The sequence below is a fragment of the Pseudomonas veronii genome, from assembly GCF_001439695.1.
GTDB lineage: Bacteria > Pseudomonadota > Gammaproteobacteria > Pseudomonadales > Pseudomonadaceae > Aquipseudomonas > Aquipseudomonas veronii.
Genome location: NZ_JYLL01000042.1, coordinates 12037 through 34984 on the forward strand (window position 1 = coordinate 12037; position 22948 = coordinate 34984).

The following is a 22948-nucleotide window of genomic DNA, read 5'->3' on the forward strand; positions in this document are numbered from 1 at the left end:
GCGAGGTGGTCAACCCTTTGAACCCCAGCCTTTGGAGAGCGTTCCATGTCTGACCGTTATATCGACTTCGCCAACTCAAGCCTCGGCCATCGCCTGGTCGCCGCCATTGGCCTGCCGTCACCGGCACGCCTGGAGCGCTGGCAAGCCGGGCGTCTGCGCCCGGTCGACGGCGCGCTGCTGCTCGGCGGCGGGGCGCTGGCGGCCAAGGTGCTGGCGTTTGCGCACAAACTCACCGAGGCCATTTATAACTACGGCGCCGGGCCGCTGGATGCCCCGGCCTGGATTCCCGGGCATGGCCCCAAGCTCAAGGCGCTGGTGTTCGACGCCAGCGACTTGCAACACACCGACCAGCTCAAGCAATTGCGCGAGTTCTTTCAGCCCCTGCTGAAAAACCTCGATCACAGCGCGCACCTGGTGATCCTCGGCCGCGCGCCGGAAAGTCTCAGCGACCCGTTCGCCGCCAGCGCCCAGCGCGCCCTCGAAGGGTTCAGCCGCTCCCTGGCCAAAGAACTGCGCAACGGCGGCGTATTGCAATTGCTGTCGGTCGGCCAAGGTGCCGAGGACCAGCTGGAAGGGGCGTTGCGGTTTTTCCTGTCGCCCAAAAGTGCCTACATCTCGGGCCAGGTGATTCGCCTGGAAGCCTGCGCCACCCCCGTCGAAGACTGGACCCGCCCGCTTGCCGCGCGCAAGGCGCTGGTCACCGGCGCGGCGCGCGGCATTGGCGCCGCCATCGCCGAAACCCTCGCCCGCGATGGCGCCGAGGTGATTCTGCTGGACGTGCCCCAGGCCAAGGCTGACCTCGAAGCCCTGGCGGCGCGCCTGGGAGGGCGCAGCATCGTGCTGGACATCTGTGCCGAAGACGCCGCCCGCCAGTTGATCGAACAACTGCCGGACGGCCTCGACATCCTCGTCCATAACGCCGGCATCACCCGCGACAAAACCCTCGCCAACATGACCCCGGAATACTGGGACGCCGTGCTGGCGGTCAACCTCAATGCGCCGCAAGTGCTGACCAAGGCCCTGCTCGACAGCGGCACCCTGCACGACAACGCACGCGTGGTGCTGCTGGCCTCCATCAGCGGGATTGCCGGCAACCGCGGGCAAACCAACTATGCCGCGAGCAAGGCCGGGCTGATCGGCTTGGCCCAGGCCTGGGCGCCGCTGTTGAAAGCGCGAGGGATCAGCATCAACGCCGTGGCTCCCGGTTTTATCGAAACCCAGATGACCGCGCATATCCCCTTCGCCCTGCGTGAGGCCGGGCGCCGCATGAGTTCCCTGGGCCAAGGCGGCTTGCCGCAGGACGTCGCCGAAGCGGTCGCCTGGCTCGGTCAGCCGGGTTCCGGCGCGGTCAGCGGCCAGGCACTGCGGGTGTGTGGGCAAAGTGTACTGGGAGCGTAAGCATGGACTGGACCACCCTGGACCACCCGCCGCAGCTTATGCCGTTGTACTGGCGCGCGGCGCTCAAGCGCAGGATCACCGGCAGCCATTTGCCCGAGCAGGGGTTTCGCTGCCGCGTGAGCGTCAACCCCGAGCAGGTGGCAGCGTATCGCCAGGTGTGTGGCTTTGCCGACAGCCCGATGCTGCCGGCGACGTATCCGCACGTGCTGGCGTTCGGCCTGCAGTTAAAACTGCTGACGGCGCCATCGTTTCCGTTCCCGTTGTTGGGGCTGGTCCACCTGCGCAATCGCATCCGTGTGTATCGGCCCTTGGGGGCGGTGAGTGAGCTGACCATCGCCGTCCACGCACACCATCTCAAACCCCACGCCAAAGGCGCGACGTTTGAGCTGGTGACCACCGCCGAAGATGCCCTCGGCCTGCTGTGGGAAGCGCAGAGCCGCATGCTCTGCCGTGGCGTGAAGCTCGACGGCGCAGCGGCGGACGACGCCTTGCCCACGCCCACCCAGGTCAGCGAACTGACCCGCTGGAAAGCCCCGGCCGATATCGGCCGTCGTTACGCCCGGGTGTCCGGCGACTACAACCCGATCCACTTGAGCGCCCTGACCGCCAGACTATTCGGTTTCCCCCAAGCCATCGCCCACGGCCTGTGGAACAAGGCGCGCACCCTCGCCGCCCTCGGCGAGCACCTGCCCACGGCGAATATCGAAATAGAGGTCGAATTCAAGAAACCGGTGCGCCTGCCCAGCGAGGTCACCCTGCACGCCAGCGTCGCCGGTTCCAGTGGCCAGTTGTGGTTGAAAGGCGCGGGGGAGATTGAGCACATGGTCGGCCGGTGGCAGCCGATTGGCTGAAACCGGCCGCTCATCTCTCTCGGGGCAACAGCGTGTCAGCGCGGCGGGTAGCTGGAAAGGATTCGCGCGATCGTCTTGCGGATGGCGTTGCTGCGATCCTGCGGCTCGGGCGAGCTGGCCATGATCTGCTCGTCGCTGCCGCGCCAGACGAGTTTGCCGTCCTTGCCGTCGAGCAGGTCGATCTGGATGGTCGCCACCTTGTAGGTGATGTTGCGCGTTTCGTTGTACATCGGCGCGCCCCAGTAGCCATTCCACGGCCCGCCCCAGGCGCCGCCGTAGTTGGTGCTGACTTGTTGCTGGCGGTCTTCGACGATCAGGTAGGCCTGCGCATTCAGGTCCGCCCGGGTGCCCGCCGCCGCAGGGCGCAGGCCGCGTTGGTCGAGTTGTTCACCGACGGCCTGGCGGATACGTTGTTCGGTGAGGTCGCTCTTGATCCGCGGATCATCGGGACGGTATTGCAGCGCCGGGTCTTTCCAGGCCCAACTGCGGTAGGCGCCGAAGTCCCGGCTGGCATCGAAATCGTGGTTGACCTGGCTGGTCTGGCAACCGCCCAGCAGCACGACCAAAGCGAGCGTTGCGATACGTCCAAACATGATGGTTCTCCAACGAGCGACCCGGGCATTAAATGAGAATAGCTGTTAACTGGGAGGATACGCCGTCATTGCCTTTTGCACAGCCTTGCGCAACGCATCGGCTCGCTCACTGAGGCTGCCCTGACTGCCGGTTTCGGCGCTGGCGCTCCACACCGGCTGACCGCTGCGTGCATCGAACAGATTGACCCGCACCACCACGACCTGAACTTCATAGGTACGCACGATCGGCGCCGAGTTGTACATGCCGTAGCCATTGCCATAACGATTGTAGCCACCGTACCCATAGCCGTAGTCATCCTGGACCTGCTTGAGGCGCTTCTCCAGATGCACGTCGGCGCTCACCAGCAGGTCGGGCGCGCGGTTGTCGTGCAGGGGGCGCAAGCCTCGCTGGTCGAGGGCGCCGCTGACCGCTTCGGCAATCTGCGCCGAGTCCGCCCAGGCCGTGCCCGCTGGCAACTGGCCGTTGCGCCAGGCCCAAATGCGGTAGGCGCCGTAGTCACGCACCGGCGCGGGGTAGGCGCTGGCATCAAAGGTCCTGGCCGCCTGGGCCGGAGCCGGCGGCATCGGCGCCGAGGTGGCCACGTAGGGATTGGGGCTGGAGCAGGCGCCCAGCCCAAGGGACAACAGGATTAACCCGAAACGACGCATTTCGACCTCCACTGACTGGGCCGCTTAAACCGGACGGCAGATCCAGTGCAAATAACGCCCAAGTCCGGCAAAGCTTGGGTGACGACGATGGGCGAGCTCCATCTCCAGCACATCCTGCAACGCCACGCGGGCCTGGAATTCCACCGGCATATAATCGTGGAACACCCGCACGCCGCTCTGGCTTTCGACCTGCCAAAGCCCCTCGAGTTGCGCCGCCAGCTCTCGCGGGTCGAGCGGCTGCTGCGGGGTCAGGCTCTGTTTTTCGCCGGCCATGTCGTTCTTGCGCATTTTGCGGAAGTGGCCTTTGAGCAGGTTGCGGTAAATCAGCGCATCGCGATTGTAGAACGCCAGGGACAGCCAGCCGCCAGGCACCGTCAACTGGTGCAGCACGGGCAGGATAGCGTGGGGTTCGGCCAGCCATTCGAGGACCGCGTGGCACAGCACCACATCGTAGGGTTCGGTGAGTTGGCCGAGCAGGTCTTGCCAGGGCGCATGGATGAAGGTCGCGCTCTGCCCCGCCTCGGCGAAGCGTTGGCGCGCACCGCTCAGCATCGGCTCGGCGGGTTCGGCCAGGGTCACCTGATGCCCGCGCTCGGCCAGCCACAGCGACATGTGCCCCAGGCCCGCGCCGATATCCAGCACACGCAACGGCCGTTGCGGCAGGGCTTCGGTGAGGTCGGCCTGCAATACCGCCAGGCGAATCGCGCCCTTGGCACCGCCGTAGATCTTCTCGGCAAAACGCGTGGCCAGTTGGTCGAAGTGACGATCACTCATGGATAAACCGCCGTTCGCTGTCGGCCAGCTTGGCGCGCACCACCTCGTTCATGTCCAGGCCCAACTCGCTGCACAGCAACAGCAGGTACAGCACGATATCGCCGACTTCCTGGCCGGCATGGGCGAGTGTGTCGCCGGGCAACTGGCGCGACTGGTCTTCGGTGAGCCATTGGAAGATTTCCACCAACTCGGCCATTTCCACGCTGGCGGCCATGGCCAGGTTTTTCGGGCTGTGGAATTGTTTCCAATCGTTGGTATCGCGGATGCGATGCAGGCGTTCGGTGAGGTGTTCGAGGTTCATGAGGGGCTCCTGAAGGGGTATAGCTTCGGGGGGATCAGGGATGAAGGCAAGTGAATCCGGGGGGATGGACTTTAGGGCGCTATCGCAGGCAAGCCTGCTCCCACATTTGAATGGATTCACACATCGGAATGTGGGGGTTGGTTTGGCAGTGATGGCGATTCAGTCGACGACGCTGAATTCGATTCGGGCGGTTTGGCCGGCCTCGTCGAGAACGCTGAGCTGGTAGCGGCCCAATTGCTCGAAACTGGCGTTGATGCTGTCCTGGTTGGCGCTGTCGCCCAACGGCGCACCGTTGAGGAACCACCAGCGCCGGCCGCTGCCGCCCAGCGCCGAGATCTTCAGGCGCAGCGCCTGTTGGCTGGCGGCGGGCAGGCGCAGTTGATCGCCTTCGCGCACGCCGACAATCGACAATGGCGAGGACGCCGCCAGGGCCGGCGGCGGGCAATCGGGGTCCGCGGCCGGCAAGCGTGCGTCGCGGCGTTCGGCCCGCGGTAGCCAGGGTTCCAACGGCGCGGGCCACAGGGCAATGTTCTTCAACTGCGCGCCCGGGCAATGGGCGTCCACCCTCAAACCCTTGGGGTTGACCCAGACGCTTTCCATCAAGCCCACACCCAGCGGTTGATCCAGTGCCAGCAAGGTCGGCGGTGTGGTGTTGTCCAGCGTCCAGGCGAAGCGCTGGCGCCGGCAATTCGGATCGCTGCGGCTCATGGGCTGGCCCAGCGGCCAGCAGATCGCCGCCACGCCGACGTTTGCCGGCACCGGTTTGACCGGCGCGCTGATGCCGCGTTGGCGGTCGCGGTTGGTCAACACATCGTGTACCTGCAACATCAAGGGTGCGGCCGAGGCCAAGCCGAACTGCCCCGGCACTGGCGTGCCGTCGGGGCGGCCGATCCACACGCCGATCAAATAGCGCGGCCCCACGCCGATCGCCCAGGCATCGCGGAACCCGTAGCTGGTGCCGGTTTTCCAGGCCAGCACCGGGCGCTGCACCAGTTCGGCGCGCGGGTCGCGGTCGGGCCGCGCCTGGCCGCTGAGGATACGCCGTACAATCCAGGCGGACCCTGGCGACAGTAAAGGCCGTTCTCTAAGCGTATCGTCCGGCTGTAATCGAATCGTGGCGCTCCTGCCGTCGCGAGCGAAAGCGCTGTAGCCGCTCACCAGATCTTCCAGGCGACTGCCCGCGCCGCCCAGGATCAGCGCCAGGTTCGGCTCGGCCAACGCCGGCAGCGCCAGCGGCACCCCGCCGATACGCATCTGCGCGGCGAAGCGCTTCGGCCCGTAGGCTTCCAGCAACTGCACCGCCGGCAGGTTGAGCGAACTGGACAACGCCGTGCTCGCCGGCACCGCGCCGGTAAAGCCCATGGAGAAGTTGCCCGGCCGGTAATCGCCATAGCGCCTGGGCACATCCTGCAACAGCGATTCGGAGTGAATCAGCCCGTCGTCCAGGGCCATGCCATACAGGAAGGGCTTGAGGGTCGAGCCCGGCGAACGCAGGGCGCTGATCATGTCCACATGGCCGAAGCGCTTGGCATCATTGATGTCCACCGAGCCGAGGTAGGCGCGCACGGCCATGCTGTCTTCCTCCACCACCAGGATCGCCGCCGAGGTGTATTCCGGCAAACGCGCGCGCCAGCCCAGCAGCAGGTCTTCGAGACGGCGTTGCAGGGTGGCATCCAGGGTGGTGCGGATCAGCGGCGGGCTGTCGGGGCGGTTCAGGCGACGGGCGAGCAAGGGCGCCAGGCTGGGCTCCAGGCGCGGCGCGAGCAGCAACGGTTCTTCCAGCGCTTCGGCCACTGCCGATGACGGCCATACCTGGAACTCGCCGAGGCGGCGCAGCACCTTGTCCCGCGCTTCCTGGGCGCGCTGGGGGTGGCGGTCGGGGCGCAGGCGACTCGGCGCCTGGGGCAACACCGCGAGCAAGGCGGCTTCGGCGTGGGTCAGTTGCGCCGGCGACTTGCCCAGATACGCCCAACTGGCCGCCGCCACGCCTTGCAAGGTGCCGCCAAACGGCGCGCGGTTCAGGTACAGGTTGAGAATCTCGGCCTTGGACAAGTGCCATTCCAACTGCGCGGTGCGCCACAGCTGGCGCAGCTTGCCGTGGAACGTGCGCGAATGGGGATCGAGCAAACGGGCGACCTGCATCGACAAGGTGCTACCGCCCGACACCACCCGCGCACCGGTCAGGTTCTGCCACGTCGCCCGCGCCAGCGCGAACGGGTTTACGCCGGGGTGCTGGTAGAACCAACGGTCCTCGTAGGTGAGCAACGCATCGAGGTAATACGGCGACACCTCAGCGGTTTGCACCGGGTAACGCCACACGCCATTGGCATCGGCAAACCGCCACAACGGCGTGCCATCCTCGGCCAGCACCACCCGCGCCAGGTCGTCCTTGGGCAGCGGCAGGGGCCAGATGCGGTCGGCCAACCACAGCAGGGCAATCATCAGGAGCAGGCTCGCGAGGGTCCAGCGAGCAACTAAACGCAAACTCAAACGGGCAAACCTCTATGCTTGTAGGGAACTAGCCTGTCGCAATAACAACCAAAGGCACAGACACGCCCACCTTCTCATCAGGACACACACATGCAGGTAGAAAGCTTCTTCGAATGGTTGGGCCAGGCGCTCGGTTCCGTCATCCGTTTTATCGTCGACGGCCTCAGCGGCATCTTCGGTGCCTTGACCCACGCCGGTGGCAACTTTATCGATGGCCTGTCGCGCACCTTGGGCATGGACACTTCCATCATCAGCATCATTACCCTGATCCTCGGCCTGATGCTGTTGTACTCGGCGGTACGCGCCTTCATGCGCGCATCGATCATCATGGGCATCATCTGGCTGATGCTCGGCCTGTGGCTACTCAGCTGGGTAGTCCACTAACCCCAAAAAAACACCACCAATCCCTGTAGGAGGGGGCTTGCCCCCGATAGCTGTATTTCAGTCAATGCATCAGGTGACTGACCCACCGCCATCGAGGGCAAGCCCCCTCCCACATTTAGCCCTCATTCCACATTTAGCCCCATTCCCAGATTTAGCCTCCACTGCACATTTAGCCCCCATTCCACATCGAGCTTTCAACGCCCCTTGATCACCAGATCCACCGGCGTCTCCCCCACCGCCTGCCAGTTCGGCCGATACATCGACTCCACCTGCGGCGGCGGCACCCGATACGTCCCCGGCGTCACCGCCCGCGCCAGATACAACAAGTGCGTGGTGCCATAGCCATCCAGGTTCATCGCCGCCACGTAGCGGTCATCACGAAACTCCTGATGCTTGAGCGAGGCGTTCTGCATCGACTCGCGCCATTCCTTCACCTGGCTGCTGGCGTTTTCCAGGCTTGCGGCGCTTTGCGCGAGGTTCTGGTTTTCCAGCTCCAGGCCTGCCGGCAGCAGGTCCACCACCAGGGCATCCGGTACACGCTGCTTGGCGCTGACCGCCAGATGCACCAGCACCAGGTCGCCGCTGTTGAGGCTACGCAGGTTCAGCGGCTGGCCGTTCATGCCCAGGTATTCGCGGCGGATGCTCAGGTTGTCGCCGCCAGCGGCCGGTGGCACTTGTGGATAACCCGAGATCGTCAACTGCTGGTACACCGGCGTCTCGCCCTGATTGCGCAGGCTCAGGTCGCTGGACAGCAGCGCGCCCGTCAACGCCAGCGTCGACTGTTGATTATTCAATTCGCGCACGCCGCCGCTGCCGGTGAGCGACACCTGCCAATTCGACTCGGGCTGGGCGAACCCGAGGCGCCCGGCCAGGAACAGCGAGTTGCGTTCCTGGGTCGACAGGTACGGGCTGGCTGCCAACTGATCCGACAAGGTGAACAAGCGCTCTTCACGCTTGCCCTTGGCCAGGTCGTTTTCTTCGAGCAACGCCAGGATCATCGCCTGGTCGCGCAGCGGGCTGCCGTAGTCGGCCAGCCATTCCTTGGCATTGCGCTGCGCCGCCAGCCCTGCGAGCAAGGCTTGATCGGCACGCGGCTGGTCGCCCATTTTCTGCAAGGCGATGGCCAGTTGCACCAGTGGCAACCCGGAGCGCGCATCGCTGCGCCGCTCGAACAGACTGCGCAACGCGCCCAACGGCGCCTGCTGACTGCGCGCCAGTACCAGGCCGGCGTAGGCCTGCACAGCGAAGCGGGTGTGCTCGGCGTTGTCGCTGTAATCAACTTCGATCAGGTTGCGCTCCTGCACATACCGCAGCAGACGCTCACTGGCTTTCTTCAAGGCTTGCGGCGGCACGGCGAAGCCCTGGTCGCGGGCGCGCAGCAGGAAGTCGGTGACATAGGCAGTCAGCCAGTATTCCTCTTCGCCATCGGCGCCCCACAAGCCAAAGCTGCCGTTGTAGCGCTGCATGCCCAGCAGGCGTTCGATGCCCAGCTCGATCTTGCGTTTGCGCTCGGCGTCCGGCTCACCCTTGATGCCCAGGCGCTTGAGCAAGGCATCGTCGGCATACAGCGACGGGTACAGGCCGCTGGCGGTCTGCTCCAGGCAACCGTAGGGGTAAGCCTTGAGCGCACTGATTTGCGCGCCGAGGTTCAACGGCGGCCGGCTCGACAGGCTCAACAACGCCTCGCGCCCCGCGCTGTCGAATTGATCGAGCGCCCCCGCCGGCAAGCTCCACGGCTGCTCCTTGAGCACCGCACGATAGTGCTTGAGCAAGGCCGGATAGGCCGGGCGCACGCCCAAGGTCCATTCGCGGCTGAACGGCGGCAGGTTTTCACCGGGCAGGTCCAGGCCATTCACCGTGACCTTGAGCTTGCCCTGCCCCAGACCGCCCCAGGCTTTCACCGGGATGCGCAGCGTGGTGCGCTGGCCCTGTTTCAGTTCAAGCGATTGCGCGGCGTTGTCGACCAGTTCCAGTTGCCCTTCGGCGCTCAGTTGCACGTCGAGCTTTTGCGCCTTGCCCGACAGGTTGGACAGGTCCAGCGCCAAGCTGGTCTGGTCGCCGCCCGCGAGGAAGCGCGGCGCCGACAGTTCGGCAATCAGCGGTGCGGCGATCACGGTTTTGGCTTCAGCCATGCCGTAGCGGTCATCGCTCCAGGCCTGGGCCATCAGGCGCAACTCGCCGTTGAAGTCGGGGATATTGACGCTGACTTCACCCTCGCCCTGCGCGTTCAACGTCACCGGTGCGCTTTGCAGGGCGACGATGGTCACGCTGGTGTCCGGGCGTTTGCCGCCCTTGGCCAATGCGGCGTCACCGCCGAAGGCCAGGCTCGCCAGGCGGCCCTGGCCGGCTTCGATCAGTTGACCATAGATGTCGAACTGGTCCACGCCATACGACTTGCGGCCGAACAGGCTGGAGTACGGATCGGGCGTCGGGTATTCGGTGATATTGAGGATGCCCACGTCCACCGCCGCCACCAGCACATGCACCTGCTTGGGCACGCTGCCGTCGGCATTTTTCGCGGTAACTTTCACCGTCAGCGCTTGTTTGGGGCGCATTTTTTCCGGCGCGGTGAGGGTCAGCCCCAGTTTGCGCTGGGTGCGATCCAGCGGCAGGTGCAGCAGGCCCACCGCCCGTTTGGGGGTGATGTTGGCTTTGCGCTCGCCGGGGCGGATCACCAGGGCACTGACGTAGAGGTCATGGCGCGCCCATTTCGGGTCGAGTTTCACGGCGAAGCTTTTGCCCTCGGCCGGCACGTCGATCGCCTGCCACCACAGCGGCCCCTCGGCGGACTCGACCAGCAGGTAGCCTTTACCGGCCGCCGGCGGCGTCACCGTGACGTTGGCGGTATCGCCGTCGCCATAGGCGGGTTTGTCCAGCGCCAGCTTGACCTGATCGGGGCGCACGGCGCCGCCTTCGGTGTTGTCCTGGGCCTGGTAGCCGGCCCAGAAGCGCAGGCTGCTGACCAGCCCGGTCTGCGGGTCTTCGACCTCGACGCGGTACGGGCCCCACTCCACCTGGAAGCTGACTTTGGCGGTGTCGCCGGCCTTGATGTCCAGGCTCTGTTCGTCGAGGTTGAGGAATTTCTCGTTGTAGTGGTAGCTCCAGCCGTCGCTGTCCGAGTAATTCCAGTAGTAGTCACGGCGCTCGCGCACCAGGCGGACCTTGAGGTTTTTCGCGGCGAGTTTCTGCCCGTCCTGGTTGGCCAGCAGCACTTCGAATTCCGCCGGGCCGTCGCCGTTGGTTTCCTTGCCGTCAAACAGCCCGCGCAGGCCCGGCAACTGCTCGGCCGGCCAGATCGGCTGCACCAGGCGCCGGGTGATCGGCCGCCCGCCCGACTCATGCAGGCTGGCTTGCACGATCAGTTGCAGCGGCGACTTGGCGTCGGCCCATTTGCTTTCCAGGGTCAGGGCTTCCTGGCCCTTGGCGTCGAGCACGCTTTCATCCAGTTCGAAATCCTGGCTCAGCTCTTCTTCGGTGACGGAGCCGAACTGGTAACCCGGCAGCGATTTCACCGCCTCGCGCAGCGGACGCACATACACCTGCCCGCTGACCCGGTTGCCCGACGCCGGCGCGCCGTAGAGGTAGCGGCCGTTGACCTGAATGACCGGGTTATCCGCCGGGCTCAATGCCGTGTCGCTGCCCTTGAGTTCGAGCGCCAGGCGCTCGGGCAGGAAGTCTTCGACGAGGAACTCGTACAACTGCGGCTTGCCGTCGCCCAGGTCGAACACCAACTGCCAGCGCCCGGTCGGCGCTTCGCCGGCCAATTGCAGTTGATATTGATAGAGGCCGGAGGCGTCGGCGTCCCAGACGAATTTGCGGCTGACCTGCTCATCCGGGCGGCGCACTTCGACGCTCACTGGCTGCGGCTTGACCGCGTTGCCGTCCTTGTCGCGCAGCAAGGCGTTAAGCAGCACGGTTTCGCCAGGGCGATACAGATCGCGTGGGCCGAACACAAAGAACTGCAGCGGGTGCGACGGTTGGCCGCCGATATCGAACTCCGCCAGATCGAGCGCGGCGCTGTCCAGGCGCAACAGGCTGGTTTGTTCGCCCTGCTTGGCCAGCAGCACCTGGGCCTTTTTCGGCAACGGCAATTCGGCGTGACCGCCCTGCTCGGTCTTGCCTTGGCCCACCACCCGGCCCTCGGCGTCGAGCACTTCGAGGTCGACGCCATCCAGCGCCTTGCCACCGTCCAACGCCTGGGTAAACACATCCAGGCGATTGGCGTAGCGGTGAACCGACAGGCCGATATCACTCAAGGTGAACAGCGTGGCCGGTTGCGAATAGTTGTAGGTGCCCGACGCCCGCATCACCGCCAGGTATACGCCCGGCTGCTGCAGTTGCTTGAGGCCGGCGATCGGCAGCAACAGGGTTTCGCGGGTATTGCGCGCCGGGTTCAGGTCGAAGCGGCCGCCGTAGACCAGATCGGCCAGCGGCAGCAGTTCGCGGGACTCATAGCTTTGCAGGCTGGTATTGCGCCCCCACTGGGCGAGGAACGATGGCAGGGATTCGGGCTTGATCCGGAAGAATTCGACATCGATCTTGTCGACATTCAGCGCAATCACCGGCAACCCCTCGGCCAGCCGCGTGGGCAACAGCGTGCCACGGCTGGCGAAACCGACGGTGGCTTGCAGGTCACGGGTTTCCAGGCGGGCGACGTACTCGGCGGGCAACAGGTTGTCATTCACCGCGCGCACGCCCGGGTCGACCGTCAGCACCAACTTGCGCTGCGGCTCCAGGTGGCGCAGGCGCAACTCCATCAGGTTATCCGACAGCTCCCAGGCGCCGTCGACCTTGCCCGACTTGCTGTCCACCAGATGCAGCTTGTCGGCGAACTTCTGCTCCGGGTCCAACGGCACGGAAAAACTCACCGACAAGGTGCTGGCGCCGTCCAACTGCACCTCGGACACGTCCACCACACTCAACTCACGCCCGGCGTAGCGCTGCTTCAGCGCCGCCACATCCACCGCCGCCTTGGCCGGCTTCGGCGCCACGCTGCTCGCGGCTGCCGGCGCGCTCGGCGCAGTCGGTTTATCGGAAGAATCGCAGGCGCTCAGCAGGGCCAGCGCGCAAGCCAGGAACAGTCCTTTGTTAAGCATGGGGCACTCGTCGTCAGAGGGAACCGAGGGATGAACTATATATCAGCGCCAGCCAAGCCGATGTGGCGCTGGTCACATTGACCGACGGAGGGCAGTTTGGTTCTTCGCGTCACGCGATCCAAGCCAAATCCCACAAACACAAAAGATCAAAATCACAAAAAATCAAAATGTGGAATGAGGGCTAAATGTGGAATGAGGCCAAATGTGGAATGAGGCCAAATGTGGGAGGGGGCTTGCCCCCGATGGCGGTGAGTCAGTCAGCTTATTTGTAGCTGATCCACTGCAATCGGGGGCAAGCCCCCTCCCACATTTGGCCCTCCTCACATTTGCCCCCCTCCCACATTTAACCCCCCATTCCACATTGGTTCTGCGGCGTGCTGGGGGGACAGTTACAATGCCGCTCCCCCAAGGAGCCTGCATGTCCACCTTACTGACCGACTGGCGCCACCGCCCCACCCACCGCCGCGTCTGGGCCCTGGCCGCGCCAATGATCCTGTCGAACATCTCGGTACCGCTGGTTGCCTTGGTCGACAGCATGGTCATCGGCCACCTGCCCCACGCCCACCAACTGGGCGCCGTGGCGGTCGGGGCCAGCCTGTATACCTTCCTGGCCTGGGCCATGGGTTTTCTGCGCATGGGCTCCACCGGTTTCGCCGCCCAGGCCGCCGGGCGCAACGATGGCGCGGCGCTGCGGCAAATCCTGCTGCAAGGTCTGTTGCTGGCGCTGGGCCTGGCGATGTTGCTCGGTACAGTGGGCATCCCGCTGAGCCACCTGGCCCTGGAATGGATGCAGCCCTCCCCCGAACTCAATCAACTGACCCGCGAGTTCTTCCACACCCGCCTGTTCGGCCTGCCCGCCGCGTTGGCCAGCTATGCCTTGGTCGGCTGGTTCCTCGGCACGCAAAACGCCCGCGCGCCGCTGGCGATCCTGCTGACCACCAACCTGGTCAACATCGCCCTCAACCTGTGGTTCGTCCTCGGCCTGGATTGGGGCGTCGTCGGCTCCGCACGCGCCTCGGTGATCGCCGAATGGACCGGCGCCCTGCTCGGCCTGGCCCTGACGCAAAAAGCCCTGCGCGCCTACCCCGGGCATATCGCCTGGGCCGCCTTGCAACGCTGGCACAGCTGGCGCCCGCTGCTGGCGGTGAACCGCGACATCTTTATCCGCAGCCTGGCGTTGCAGTCGGTGTTTTTCATGATCACGGTGCAAGGCGCACGCCTGGGCGACGCCACCGTGGCCGCCAACGCGTTGTTGCTCAACGGCCTGCTGCTGACGGCCCACGCCCTGGACGGCCTGGCCCATGCGGTCGAAGCCCTGTGCGGCCATGCCATTGGCGCGCACGACCGTCAGGCGTTGCGCCGCTCATTAGTGGTCGCCTGCGGTTGGTCGCTGATCGCCAGCGTCGGTTTCGCCCTGCTCTTCACCTTCGCCGGCCACCTGTTCATCGCCATGCAGACCGACATTCCCAGCGTGCGCGAAACCGCCGACATCTACCTGCCATACCTGGCGGTGCTGCCGTTGATTGCGGTGTGGAGTTATCTGCTGGACGGGCTGTTCATCGGCGCCACGCGCGCGCGGGAGATGCGTAACGGCATGCTGCTGACGGTGCTGATCCTGCTGCCATTCGCCTGGCTGTTGCAGGGCTACGGCAACCACGGCCTGTGGATCAGCTTCCTGCTGTTCATGGCCCTGCGCAGTCTTACGCTTTGGACGATTGCCTGGCGTTTGAACCGACAGAATCAGTGGCTGGGATAAGCGCCCCTCACTGTCACTGTCACTGTCACCGTCACCGTCACCGTCACTGTCACTGTCATTGTCATTGTCATTGTAGGAGCGAGCTTGCTCGCGAAAAACGTTCAGACAACACGGGCATCCAGACAGCCCATGTCATCGTTGACGATCTTCGCGAGCAAGCTCGCTCCTACAAGGATGGGTGCTTAGGAGGACAGGTAAGACGAACGCGTCAGACCCAAGCGCAACGCATCCAGAAACTGCGTGCGCTCGCTGGCACTGATCTTCGCGCTCGCGCACTTGTCACGGTAATGCGTCATCAACTCCTCCGGCGACAAGTGCACATAACGCAGCATGTCTTCAATGGTGTCGTGGGTCTCGATCCCGGCGCTGTACACCGAACCGTCTTCACGCTGATAGATGTTCACCGAGTCGGTGTCACCGAACAGGTTGTGCATGTCACCGAGGATTTCCTGGTAGGCGCCGACCAGGAAGATACCCAGCAGGTAGTCTTCGCCCTCTTTCAGCGCGTGTACCGGCAGGCTGGTCTCGATGCTCTGCTCGTCGACGTATTGCTTGATCTTGCCGTCGGAGTCGCAGGTCAAGTCCTGCAATACCGCGCGGCGCATCGGTTCTTCGTCGAGGCGGTGCAGCGGCAGGATCGGCAATACCTGGCCGATGGCCCAGGTGTCCGGCAGGCTCTGGAACACCGAGAAGTTGCAGATGTATTTATCCGCCAGCTTGTCGTTGAGTTCGTCGAGCACCTGGCGGTGCGAACGCTGGCGTGCTTTCAGCGAGTTATGCAGGCGGCGGCACACGGCGAAGTAGCACTGTTCAGCCAGGGCTTTTTCCGCCAGGGTCAGTTTGCCGTCGGCGTACTGGGTGGCCACGTCGCTCATGTAGTGAGTGGCGCGCCAGTAGGTTTCGGTGACCATCTCGATGTCGGTCGGGCCGAGCAGGTCCACCAGCCATTGCACGGTTTCCGGCAGGTTTTCCTTGTTCTCGATCTGCGGCATTTCGTCGTTGTGTTTCTCGACGTCGGTGACTTGCACCACCAGCATGGCATGGTGGGCGGTCAGGGAACGGCCGCTCTCGGAGAAGATGTTCGGGTGCGGCAGGCTCTGCGCGTCGCAGAACTCCTTGAGCATGCCCACGACGACACCGGCGTAGTCGTCCATGTCGTAGTTGATCGAGCTGGCGTTGCGCGAGTGAGTACCGTCGTAGTCCACGCCCAGGCCGCCGCCGACGTCGATGTGGTCCACCGGCAGGCCGAGGTTGCGCAGTTCGCCGTAGTAACGAATGGCTTCCTTGAACCCGTGCTGGTAGTCGGCCAGGTTGGCGATCTGCGAGCCCATGTGGAAGTGCAGCAGGCGGATGCCCTGGTCCAGGCTGGCGGCGCGGAAGCGCTCGACCACCGACAGCAGTTGCGCCGCCGACAGCCCGAACTTGGATTTCTCACCGCCGGTGTCGGCCCACTTGCTCGACGCCAGGGACGACAGGCGCACGCGCAGGCCGACCTGTGGCTTGACCTTGAGGTTGGCGGCTTCTTCGATCACCAGCTCAACTTCGGACTCTTTCTCGATCACGATGAACACGTTGTGACCCAGCTTCTGGCCCATCAGCGCCAGGCGGATGAATTCGCGGTCCTTGTAACCGTTGCAGACGATGGTCCCGCCTTTCGGCGCCAGGGCCAGCACGGCCAGCAGTTCCGGCTTGGAGCCGGCTTCCAGGCCGATGGACACGTCCTGGGTGGCGATGATGTTTTCGATCACCGCCTCCTGCTGGTTCACCTTGATCGGGTACAGCGCGGTGTATTTGCTCTGGTATTCCAGACGCTCGATGTTCGAATCGAACGCACCGGTCAACTGGCGCACGCGGTCTTGCAGGATGTCAGGGAAACGCACCAGCAGCGGCAAGGACAAGCCGCTTTTGCGCAACTCGTCGACTTGCTCGTACAGGTCGACAGGCGTGCTTTTCGGGCCGTTCGGACGAACTTCAACGCGACCGGCATCATTGATCGCGAAATACCCGGCCCCCCAATGACGAATCCCGTAAACACTGCGGCTGTCCGCAACTGTCCATTGGCTGCCATCGTCTTTGCGTGTGCGTCGTACGGACATTGAAGTCCCCTATAAATGAAGTCGAAGGCGCCGCCCCTCGTTGGAGGCTGGCGCAGTCTAAAGAATGAAAATGACGATTTGCCTGTGAGTAAGGTCAGACCCCACTCGCAGGACAGAGTTTAGACACTGGTTGGAAAGAGGCTGTCAGCCGCCGGACTTCTTGGCCTTGTACCCGAGCTTGATCAGCTCGGCCAACAGCAACTCGACGTGATCGCCCTGGATCTCGATGACCCCGTCTTTCAACGCGCCACCGGTGCCACAGCGCTTTTTCAGCGTGGTGGCGAGTTCCTTCAGCGCGTCTTCGGCCAGCGGTACGCCGGTGATGGTGGTCACCGTCTTGCCGCCACGGCCTTTGCTCTCGCGTCGCACGCGGGCAATGCCGTCGCCTTCGGGGATCAGGGTTTGTTTGCAGGTACAGGCGTCCACGGGCTGACGACAGTCCGGGCAGTGTCGACCTGCGTCGGTGGAAAATACCAGGCCACCGAGGGCGGCGAAGGATGCGGCTTTTTTGGCCACCGGCAATCCTCTTGTGAGGACAAAGACTGATCGGCAAACGCTCAGGCGGTTGCCGACCGCGAAGCCCCACTCAGGCAGGGGCAGCGCTACCGAACCCCCCATGTCATTGCCCCCGATTCCTGTAGGAGCGAGCTCGCTCGCGAAGATCGCCAACGATGACGCGGGCATTCAGGATACCCACAGCGCGCTTGAGGTTTTCGCGAGCGAGCTCGCTCCTACAGGAATCAGGGGGTGGAACAAGGGTGGTTCGGGTGAAAAGTCGCGCAGTGTAACCACAAAAAGCTCACTTGCTAAGAGCCAAATCGCGCCAATTTATACAACTTTAGCGACGTGAGGCCAGATAGCGCCGCAAGCCCTCTTGCGCGTCCGGGCAGTAGGGCTTTTGTTGCGCTTCCTGCAGGACAATTTCAAGGGGTAAAAAGCGCGCTTCCATGACTTCTTCAGGCTGCAGGCACAGCGCACCGTCCCACACGGCGGAGTAGGATCTGCACCAAAGTCGGCTGTCGCCGTCCTCGAAGTAGAAATGGTCATGCTCGACCAACTCCACCCCGCCCACGCCGAGCTCTTCTTCAAGCTCGCGGGCGGCCGACTCGGCATAACTCTCGCCGTCCGCCACCATCCCGCCTGCCGCCGTGTCCCAGAAACCGGGGTACAGGGCTTTGCTCAGGGTGCGTCGGTGTACGCACAGTTCACCTGCCGAGTTGAACAGGAAGATAAAGGTGCAACGGCCGATCAGGCCGCGCTGGCGCAGGTCGGAGCGCACCAGGGCGCCGAGCGGGTTGTCGTGCTCGTCGACCCAGCAGATCAGTTCCGCATCGGAGGCTGCGCGGTGCGCGGCCTCCTTTTGAGTCACGTCCATCATCACCCTTGGTTAAGCAACTGACGCAAGTCGATCACCGCCGCGTTGGCCCGGGAAATGTAGTTGGCCATCACCAGCGAGTGGTTGGCCAATATGCCAAAGCCGCTGCCGTTGAGGATCATCGGGCTCCAGACCGGCTCTTGCGAAGCCTCCAGTTCACGAATGATCTGGCGCACGCTGACCGTCGCATTCTTCTTGGCCAGCACGTCGGCAAAGTCGACTTCGATGGCGCGCAACAGATGGGACAAGGCCCAGGCCTGGCCGCGGGCTTCGTAGAACACGTTGTCGATCTGCATCCATGGGGTTTCCACCACTTCTTCATCGAGCTGCGGCACTTCACCCGGCGCCAGCGCTTCGGTTTTCAGTGAGGTGTTCAGCTTGACCCGGCCGACACTGGCCGACAGACGTTGCGACAACGAACCCAGGCGTGTGGCGACATCGCCCAGCCAGTTGTTGAGGTTGTCGGCGCGCGCGTAGAACAGGGCGCCGCGCTGGTTCGGGTCGGACAGGCGCACTTCATAGCGATTCAGGGAGTTGATGCCTTCCTGGTACTCCGACTCGCTGGAAGGCAGCACCCAGCTCTTGTTGTCGAAGTTGAAACGCGGCTCGGCCTTGGCCAGGTCGGCGTCTTCCGCCGACTGCGACTGAGAACGGGCGAAATCCTTACGCAAGGCGCGGGTCAGGTCACGCACCTGCACCAGTACGCCGTATTCCCAGCTTGGCATGTTGTCCATCCACAGGCCCGGCGGGAAACGGTCGTTGGAAATATAGCCCCCGGGCTTGTTGAGCAAGGTGCCGGCCACGGTCTTGAGGGTTTCCACAGTGGTGTAACCCAACACCATCTGCTTGCCTTCCTTTTCAGCGGCAAGCTGGGCGTTCTGCTGGACCGGGAACAGCGCCGGCTCTTCGCTCCAGTACCAACCCAAAGCACCGGTGACCAACAGATACAAGCCGAGTACGCTAAGCACCGCTCGGCTCATCAGCACGCTACGCAAATAGCTGCGGTTGGCCGACTTGGGTTCAGGGGCGGGGCCTTTGGCACTGCCTGCACGGTTTTTCCAGTCCAGCATGGCGATATCCTTTCAATCACTTGAGTTCATGCACTTCAATCGACGGCGTGCGTTCAAACACTCCGACAGCAACCCTACCCCATCGTGCCCGTCAATGCGGGGCTTTTCGCCCTACAACTATGATCCAACGGACGCCCAGGGGGCATTCGACTATAAAGGATGCGCGCGTTTTCCGCTGCACGACCAATTAGTCACTAAATGAATGCCAGGGACTCGCAGTTAATTGACGTATGACACTCATGTAACCGAAAAGAGGTGCTAGCATAGAGCCACCAGTCGACCTCAGCACGCACCTTCACTAGTAGTCAGGATATGACCGAGCCAGAAGACCCCAGCCGTGAGCGTCTCAAGCAGCACTTTGCCCAGCGGGTAATTCATCAGGCACGTCAAATTCTTGAGATCTGGCAGCGCCTGCAACGCAGCGAATGGTCCGACGCCGACTTCTCCGAACTCAGCGAAGCCAACCTGCGCCTGCTGCGCTTCGCCGAACGCTTCGAACAGCCCGAACACGGCCAACTGGCGCAGCACATCGGCGAGTCGCTCAAAGCGGTGGACGCCAATCGCGGCCGCCTGAGCAGTCAACTGATCACCGAAATCAACCGCTTGATGCAACGCCTGTCCCGCACCGGCCTGCGCCAGGGCGATCAGCTTGAGCAAACCTTCCTGCCGCCGATGCGCAAGCCGATCTACGTGATGCTGGCCGATCATGATCGCGCCGAGCGTCTGGCCAAGCAGCTGGAATTCTTTGGCCTGAGCGCCCAGTCCCTGGACAACGTGGCGGCGTATCGCGTGGCGATGGCCGAGCGCCTGCCGTCGGCGATTGTGATGGACGTGGATTTCTGCGGCCCGGGCCTCGGCCTCCAACTGGCCGCCGAGGCCCAGCAAGGCCTGGAGCAAAAGCTGCCGTTGCTGTTTTTCAGCCTGCATGAAACCGACACCCCGACCCGCCTCGCCGCCGTGCGCGCCGGCGGCGAGGAGTTCCTGACCGGCACGTTGGAAGCCTCGAGCCTGCTGGAAAAGATCGAAGTGCTGACCTGCGTCGCCCAATACGACCCCTATAAAGTGCTGATCATCGACGACTCACGGGCCCAGGCGCTGCACACCGAGCGCCTGCTCAACAGCGCCGGCATCATCACCCGCACGCTGATCGAGCCGATCCAGGCCATGGCCGAGCTGGCGGATTTCCAGCCCGACCTGATCATCCTCGACATGTACATGCCCGCCTGCACCGGCACCGAACTGGCCAAGGTGATTCGTCATAACGACCGGTACGTCAGCGTGCCGATCATCTACCTGTCGGCCGAAGACGACCTGGATAAACAGCTGGACGCCATGAGCGAAGGCGGCGACGACTTCCTCACCAAGCCGATCAAGCCGCGCCACCTGATCACCACCGTGCGCAACCGCGCGGCCCGTGCGCGCAACCTCAAGGCGCGGATGGTGCGCGACAGCCTGACCGGCCTGTACAACCACACCCATATCCTGCAATTGCTCGAAGACTGCACCTTCCGCGCTCGTCGCGAGAACAAGCCGTTGAGCTTTGCCATGCTCGACATCGACCACTTCAAGCGCGTCAACGACAGCCACGGCCACCCCATGGGCGACCGCGTGATCAAGAGCCTGGCGCTGTTCCTCAAACAGCGCTTGCGCAAGACCGACTACATCGGCCGCTACGGCGGTGAAGAGTTTGCGATTGTGATGCCCGATACCGACTTGGAATCGGCCTGCAAGGTGCTGGATGAAATCCGTGGGCGCTTTGCCGAAATTCACTACCCGGCCCAGCCGCATGACTTGTGGTGTACCTTCAGCGCCGGGCTGGTGGAGCTGTGCGACGATTCCGACAGCCTGATGATGGCCGCCCAAGCCGACGAGGCGCTGTACCGCGCCAAGGATGCCGGACGCAATCGGGTTCAAGCCGCGCACACGTCAAGTCAAAGTGCCATCTTTTCACCGGAATCCAGCGATTCCGTCATAACTTTGTAATAGAAACGCAATAACTTCAGGCACTTAACTTTTGCTGTCGGTTGAAACCACGCATGCGCCTGAAGCTGCTGACCAATCTCAATACCCTCCTTCTGGTGGCCGTGTGCCTGGCACTCGGGGCGACGCTCTGGTGGTCGCAACGCGCGCTGGAACGGCCTTATTTGCTGATGGAACGCTACCTGGGGTTGTCGCAGACCTTCCAGAGCCAGGCCGCACGCAACATCGACGACTACCTGGCCAGCGGCGACGCCCTGCGCTTGAGCAGCGCCAGCCAGAGCCTGGAAAGCCTGCTGCAGCACCTGGACGAATTGCCCGCCGACCTCGCACAAAGCCTGCGCCCCAGCCTGAAGGAGCTGGACACCTTCAGCAAAACCGACCTGCTCGCCGCCGGCAAACTGGCCGGCGACCCGCAAGCGCTGCTGTTGCAGGCCGAGCGCGAACTGGGCGCGAACCTCGAGCAACTGAGCCAGTACGCCATCGGCGTCGATTCGCCCGCCGCAGCGCGCTACCTGCCGCCGCTGCTGGCGGCGTCCCAACACCTGGGCAAGCTGTCCCTGGCCCGCGACAAGCTGGTGAGCAGCGGGCGCGCCGAACTGGCGGATGATGTGGAGCGCGAAGTCAGCAATATCCGCGGCCAGGCCGACCTGCTGGAGCAATTGCCCTTACTTGGAGTCAAGGCCAACGCCGGTTCGAACACCGATGACTTTTCGGCGCTGATGGGCCTGGAAAACAGCGAAAAAACCGAAACACAAGACACCGGCGTCGACCTCAAGCGCGAACTCAACAGCCTGCTGACCCGCTACCCGGCCGAACTCAAGCGTACCCGCGAGCAGATCCAGCGGCGCGCCGACCTCGCCGCCGGCACCCACCTGAAAATCGCCGGTGTGCAACAGGCCATCGCCGGCCTGGAGCCCGTCGTGCGGGCGCAACACGCAAAGATCCAGGGCGAAGTGCGCCTGATGCAAGGGGTGATGATCGGCCTGATCCTGCTGATCGCCCTGCTGATCGATACCCTGCAACGGCGCCTGGCACGGGTGCTGACCAACCTGGCACCGGCCCTGTCGACCTGGGCCGAAGGCGACTTCAGCCAACCGATTGCCTTGGGCAAGACCAACCGCGAACTGCGCGACATCGAAGCCTCCCTCAACCGCTTGCGCGCCTACCTGGTGGACCTGGTGGGCACCATTCGCGGCAATGCCGAGGAAGTCGCCGGCAGCAGCCGTGCCCTGGCCGAGCTGAGCAGCGGCCTGCATGATGGCGCCGAACGGCAGGCCGGGGACACCGCGCAGATCCGCGATTCGTTGGGCGAATTGGAAGCGACCATTCAACAAGTCGCCGGGGACGCCAGCCAGGCCGCCGGCGCCAGCCGCAGCGCGGGCCAGGCGGTGAAGCACGGCCAGCGGGTGATCGGCCTGAGCCTGACCGGGCTGCACGCGCTGGTGGGCGAAGTGCAGCAAAACGCGCAGATGATCGAGAAACTCGCCGAAGAGTCCGCGACCATCGGCGGCGTGTTGACGGTGATTCGCTCGATCGCCGACCAGACCAACCTGCTGGCGCTCAATGCCGCCATTGAAGCCGCCCGCGCCGGAGACGCCGGGCGGGGGTTTGCCGTGGTCGCCGACGAAGTGCGCTCCCTGGCCCAGCGCACCGCTGGCGCCACCGCCGAAATCCAGGGCCTCATCGCCGGCCTGCAAACCGCCGCCCGCCAGTCGGTGGAAGGCATGCGCGCGCAGGTCGAACACGCCGAAGCCACCGCCCAGCAAGCACAAGCCGCCGACGGCGCGCTGGATGAAATCGTCGGGGCGATCCAGACCATTTCCGACACCTCCGTGCGTATCGCCGATGTGACCGCGCAGCAGAGCGGTGCGGTGAGTGAGATTCGCGATAACAGCGAACGGATTCATCAGTTGGGTGAGGACAACCTGCTGCGCATCGGCCAGGGCCGCAGCCAGGGTGAGCACCTGCTGGTGCTGGGCGGCCAACTCAACACCGCCGTCCAAGCCTTCCGCGTCTGACCCGATCTAGCGCCATGCGAAGAACCAATGTGGGAGGGGGCTTGCCCCCGATAGCGGTGGATCAGTTGCAGATATTGAGACTGGCACACCGCTATCGGGGGCAAGCCCCCTCCCACAT

16 protein-coding genes are annotated in these 22948 nt (G+C 64.0%); 6 read left to right on the forward strand and 10 right to left on the reverse strand.

The genetic code is table 11. The features are described from left to right. Nucleotides 1–45 precede the first annotated feature (45 nt). On the forward strand, nt 46–1398 hold the full coding sequence (locus TU80_RS28965) for a 3-oxoacyl-ACP reductase (RefSeq protein WP_057005969.1): 1353 nt from the start codon (nt 46–48) through the stop codon (nt 1396–1398). A 2-nt stretch (nt 1399–1400) separates the two neighbouring features. After that, complete coding sequence (locus tag TU80_RS28970; RefSeq protein WP_057005970.1) at nt 1401–2249, forward strand: MaoC family dehydratase; 849 nt, start codon at nt 1401–1403, stop codon at nt 2247–2249. Between the two features lie 35 nt (nt 2250–2284). On the opposite strand, the gene TU80_RS28975 is transcribed toward TU80_RS28970, so the two are convergent. From TU80_RS28975 to pbpC, 5 genes are all read right to left on the reverse strand, one after another. Then, nucleotides 2285–2842 (reverse strand): DUF4136 domain-containing protein, encoded by a 558-nt coding sequence (locus TU80_RS28975; protein ID WP_046485731.1) that lies wholly within the window; start codon nt 2840–2842, stop codon nt 2285–2287. A gap of 45 nt (nt 2843–2887) precedes the next feature. Continuing rightward, on the reverse strand, nt 2888–3490 hold the full coding sequence (locus TU80_RS28980; protein ID WP_046485729.1) for a DUF4136 domain-containing protein: 603 nt from the start codon (nt 3488–3490) through the stop codon (nt 2888–2890). 24 nt (nt 3491–3514) lie between these two features. Continuing rightward, complete coding sequence (locus TU80_RS28985; RefSeq protein ID WP_017849653.1) at nt 3515–4264, reverse strand: methyltransferase; 750 nt, start codon at nt 4262–4264, stop codon at nt 3515–3517. Next, on the reverse strand, nt 4257–4565 hold the full coding sequence (locus tag TU80_RS28990) for a MazG-like family protein (RefSeq protein WP_057005971.1): 309 nt from the start codon (nt 4563–4565) through the stop codon (nt 4257–4259). The genes TU80_RS28985 and TU80_RS28990 overlap by 8 nt, the downstream gene beginning before the upstream one ends. A 159-nt stretch (nt 4566–4724) precedes the next feature. Continuing rightward, nucleotides 4725–7055: a peptidoglycan glycosyltransferase PbpC gene (pbpC, locus tag TU80_RS28995; protein WP_082643915.1), complete on the reverse strand. Its 2331-nt coding sequence runs from the start codon at nt 7053–7055 to the stop codon at nt 4725–4727. Nucleotides 7056–7145: 90 nt separating this feature from the next. Here pbpC and TU80_RS29000 point away from each other — a divergent pair, with 90 nt between their 5' ends. Further along, on the forward strand, nt 7146–7439 hold the full coding sequence (locus TU80_RS29000; protein ID WP_017849656.1) for a hypothetical protein: 294 nt from the start codon (nt 7146–7148) through the stop codon (nt 7437–7439). A 194-nt stretch (nt 7440–7633) separates the two neighbouring features. On the opposite strand, the gene TU80_RS29005 is transcribed toward TU80_RS29000, so the two are convergent. Beyond that, nucleotides 7634–12535 (reverse strand): alpha-2-macroglobulin family protein, encoded by a 4902-nt coding sequence (locus TU80_RS29005; protein WP_057005972.1) that lies wholly within the window; start codon nt 12533–12535, stop codon nt 7634–7636. A 418-nt stretch (nt 12536–12953) separates the two neighbouring features. On the opposite strand from TU80_RS29005, the gene TU80_RS29010 reads away from it, so the two are divergent. Continuing rightward, entirely contained in the window at nt 12954–14291 is a 1338-nt protein-coding gene (locus TU80_RS29010; RefSeq protein ID WP_057005973.1) for an MATE family efflux transporter, read from the forward strand. Nucleotides 14292–14473: 182 nt separating this feature from the next. Here the strand turns inward: TU80_RS29010 and speA are convergent, their stop codons facing one another. The 4 genes from speA to TU80_RS29030 all read right to left on the reverse strand — a co-directional run bounded on the left by speA (nt 14474) and on the right by TU80_RS29030 (nt 18742). Further along, nucleotides 14474–16387 (reverse strand): arginine decarboxylase, encoded by a 1914-nt coding sequence (speA, locus tag TU80_RS29015; RefSeq protein ID WP_057005974.1) that lies wholly within the window; start codon nt 16385–16387, stop codon nt 14474–14476. Between the two features lie 144 nt (nt 16388–16531). Then, a complete protein-coding gene (locus TU80_RS29020) occupies nt 16532–16903 on the reverse strand; it encodes a translation initiation factor Sui1 (RefSeq protein ID WP_017849660.1) in 372 nt (123 codons plus the stop codon). Between the two features lie 322 nt (nt 16904–17225). Next, nucleotides 17226–17762, reverse strand: a complete 537-nt coding sequence (locus tag TU80_RS29025; RefSeq protein ID WP_046384846.1) for an NUDIX hydrolase — start codon at nt 17760–17762, stop codon at nt 17226–17228. Between the two features lie 2 nt (nt 17763–17764). Beyond that, on the reverse strand, nt 17765–18742 hold the full coding sequence (locus tag TU80_RS29030; RefSeq protein ID WP_371928174.1) for a DUF2333 family protein: 978 nt from the start codon (nt 18740–18742) through the stop codon (nt 17765–17767). A 402-nt stretch (nt 18743–19144) separates the two neighbouring features. Between TU80_RS29030 and TU80_RS29035 the strand changes: the two genes are divergently transcribed. Beyond that, nucleotides 19145–20815, forward strand: coding sequence for a response regulator (locus TU80_RS29035; RefSeq protein ID WP_057005975.1), 1671 nt, complete (start codon nt 19145–19147; stop codon nt 20813–20815). A 53-nt stretch (nt 20816–20868) separates the two neighbouring features. Further along, the gene (locus TU80_RS29040) at nt 20869–22830 is read left to right on the forward strand and encodes a methyl-accepting chemotaxis protein (protein WP_057005976.1); all 1962 of its coding nucleotides are present in this window, start codon (nt 20869–20871) and stop codon (nt 22828–22830) included. The last annotated feature ends 118 nt before the right edge of the window (nt 22831–22948 follow it).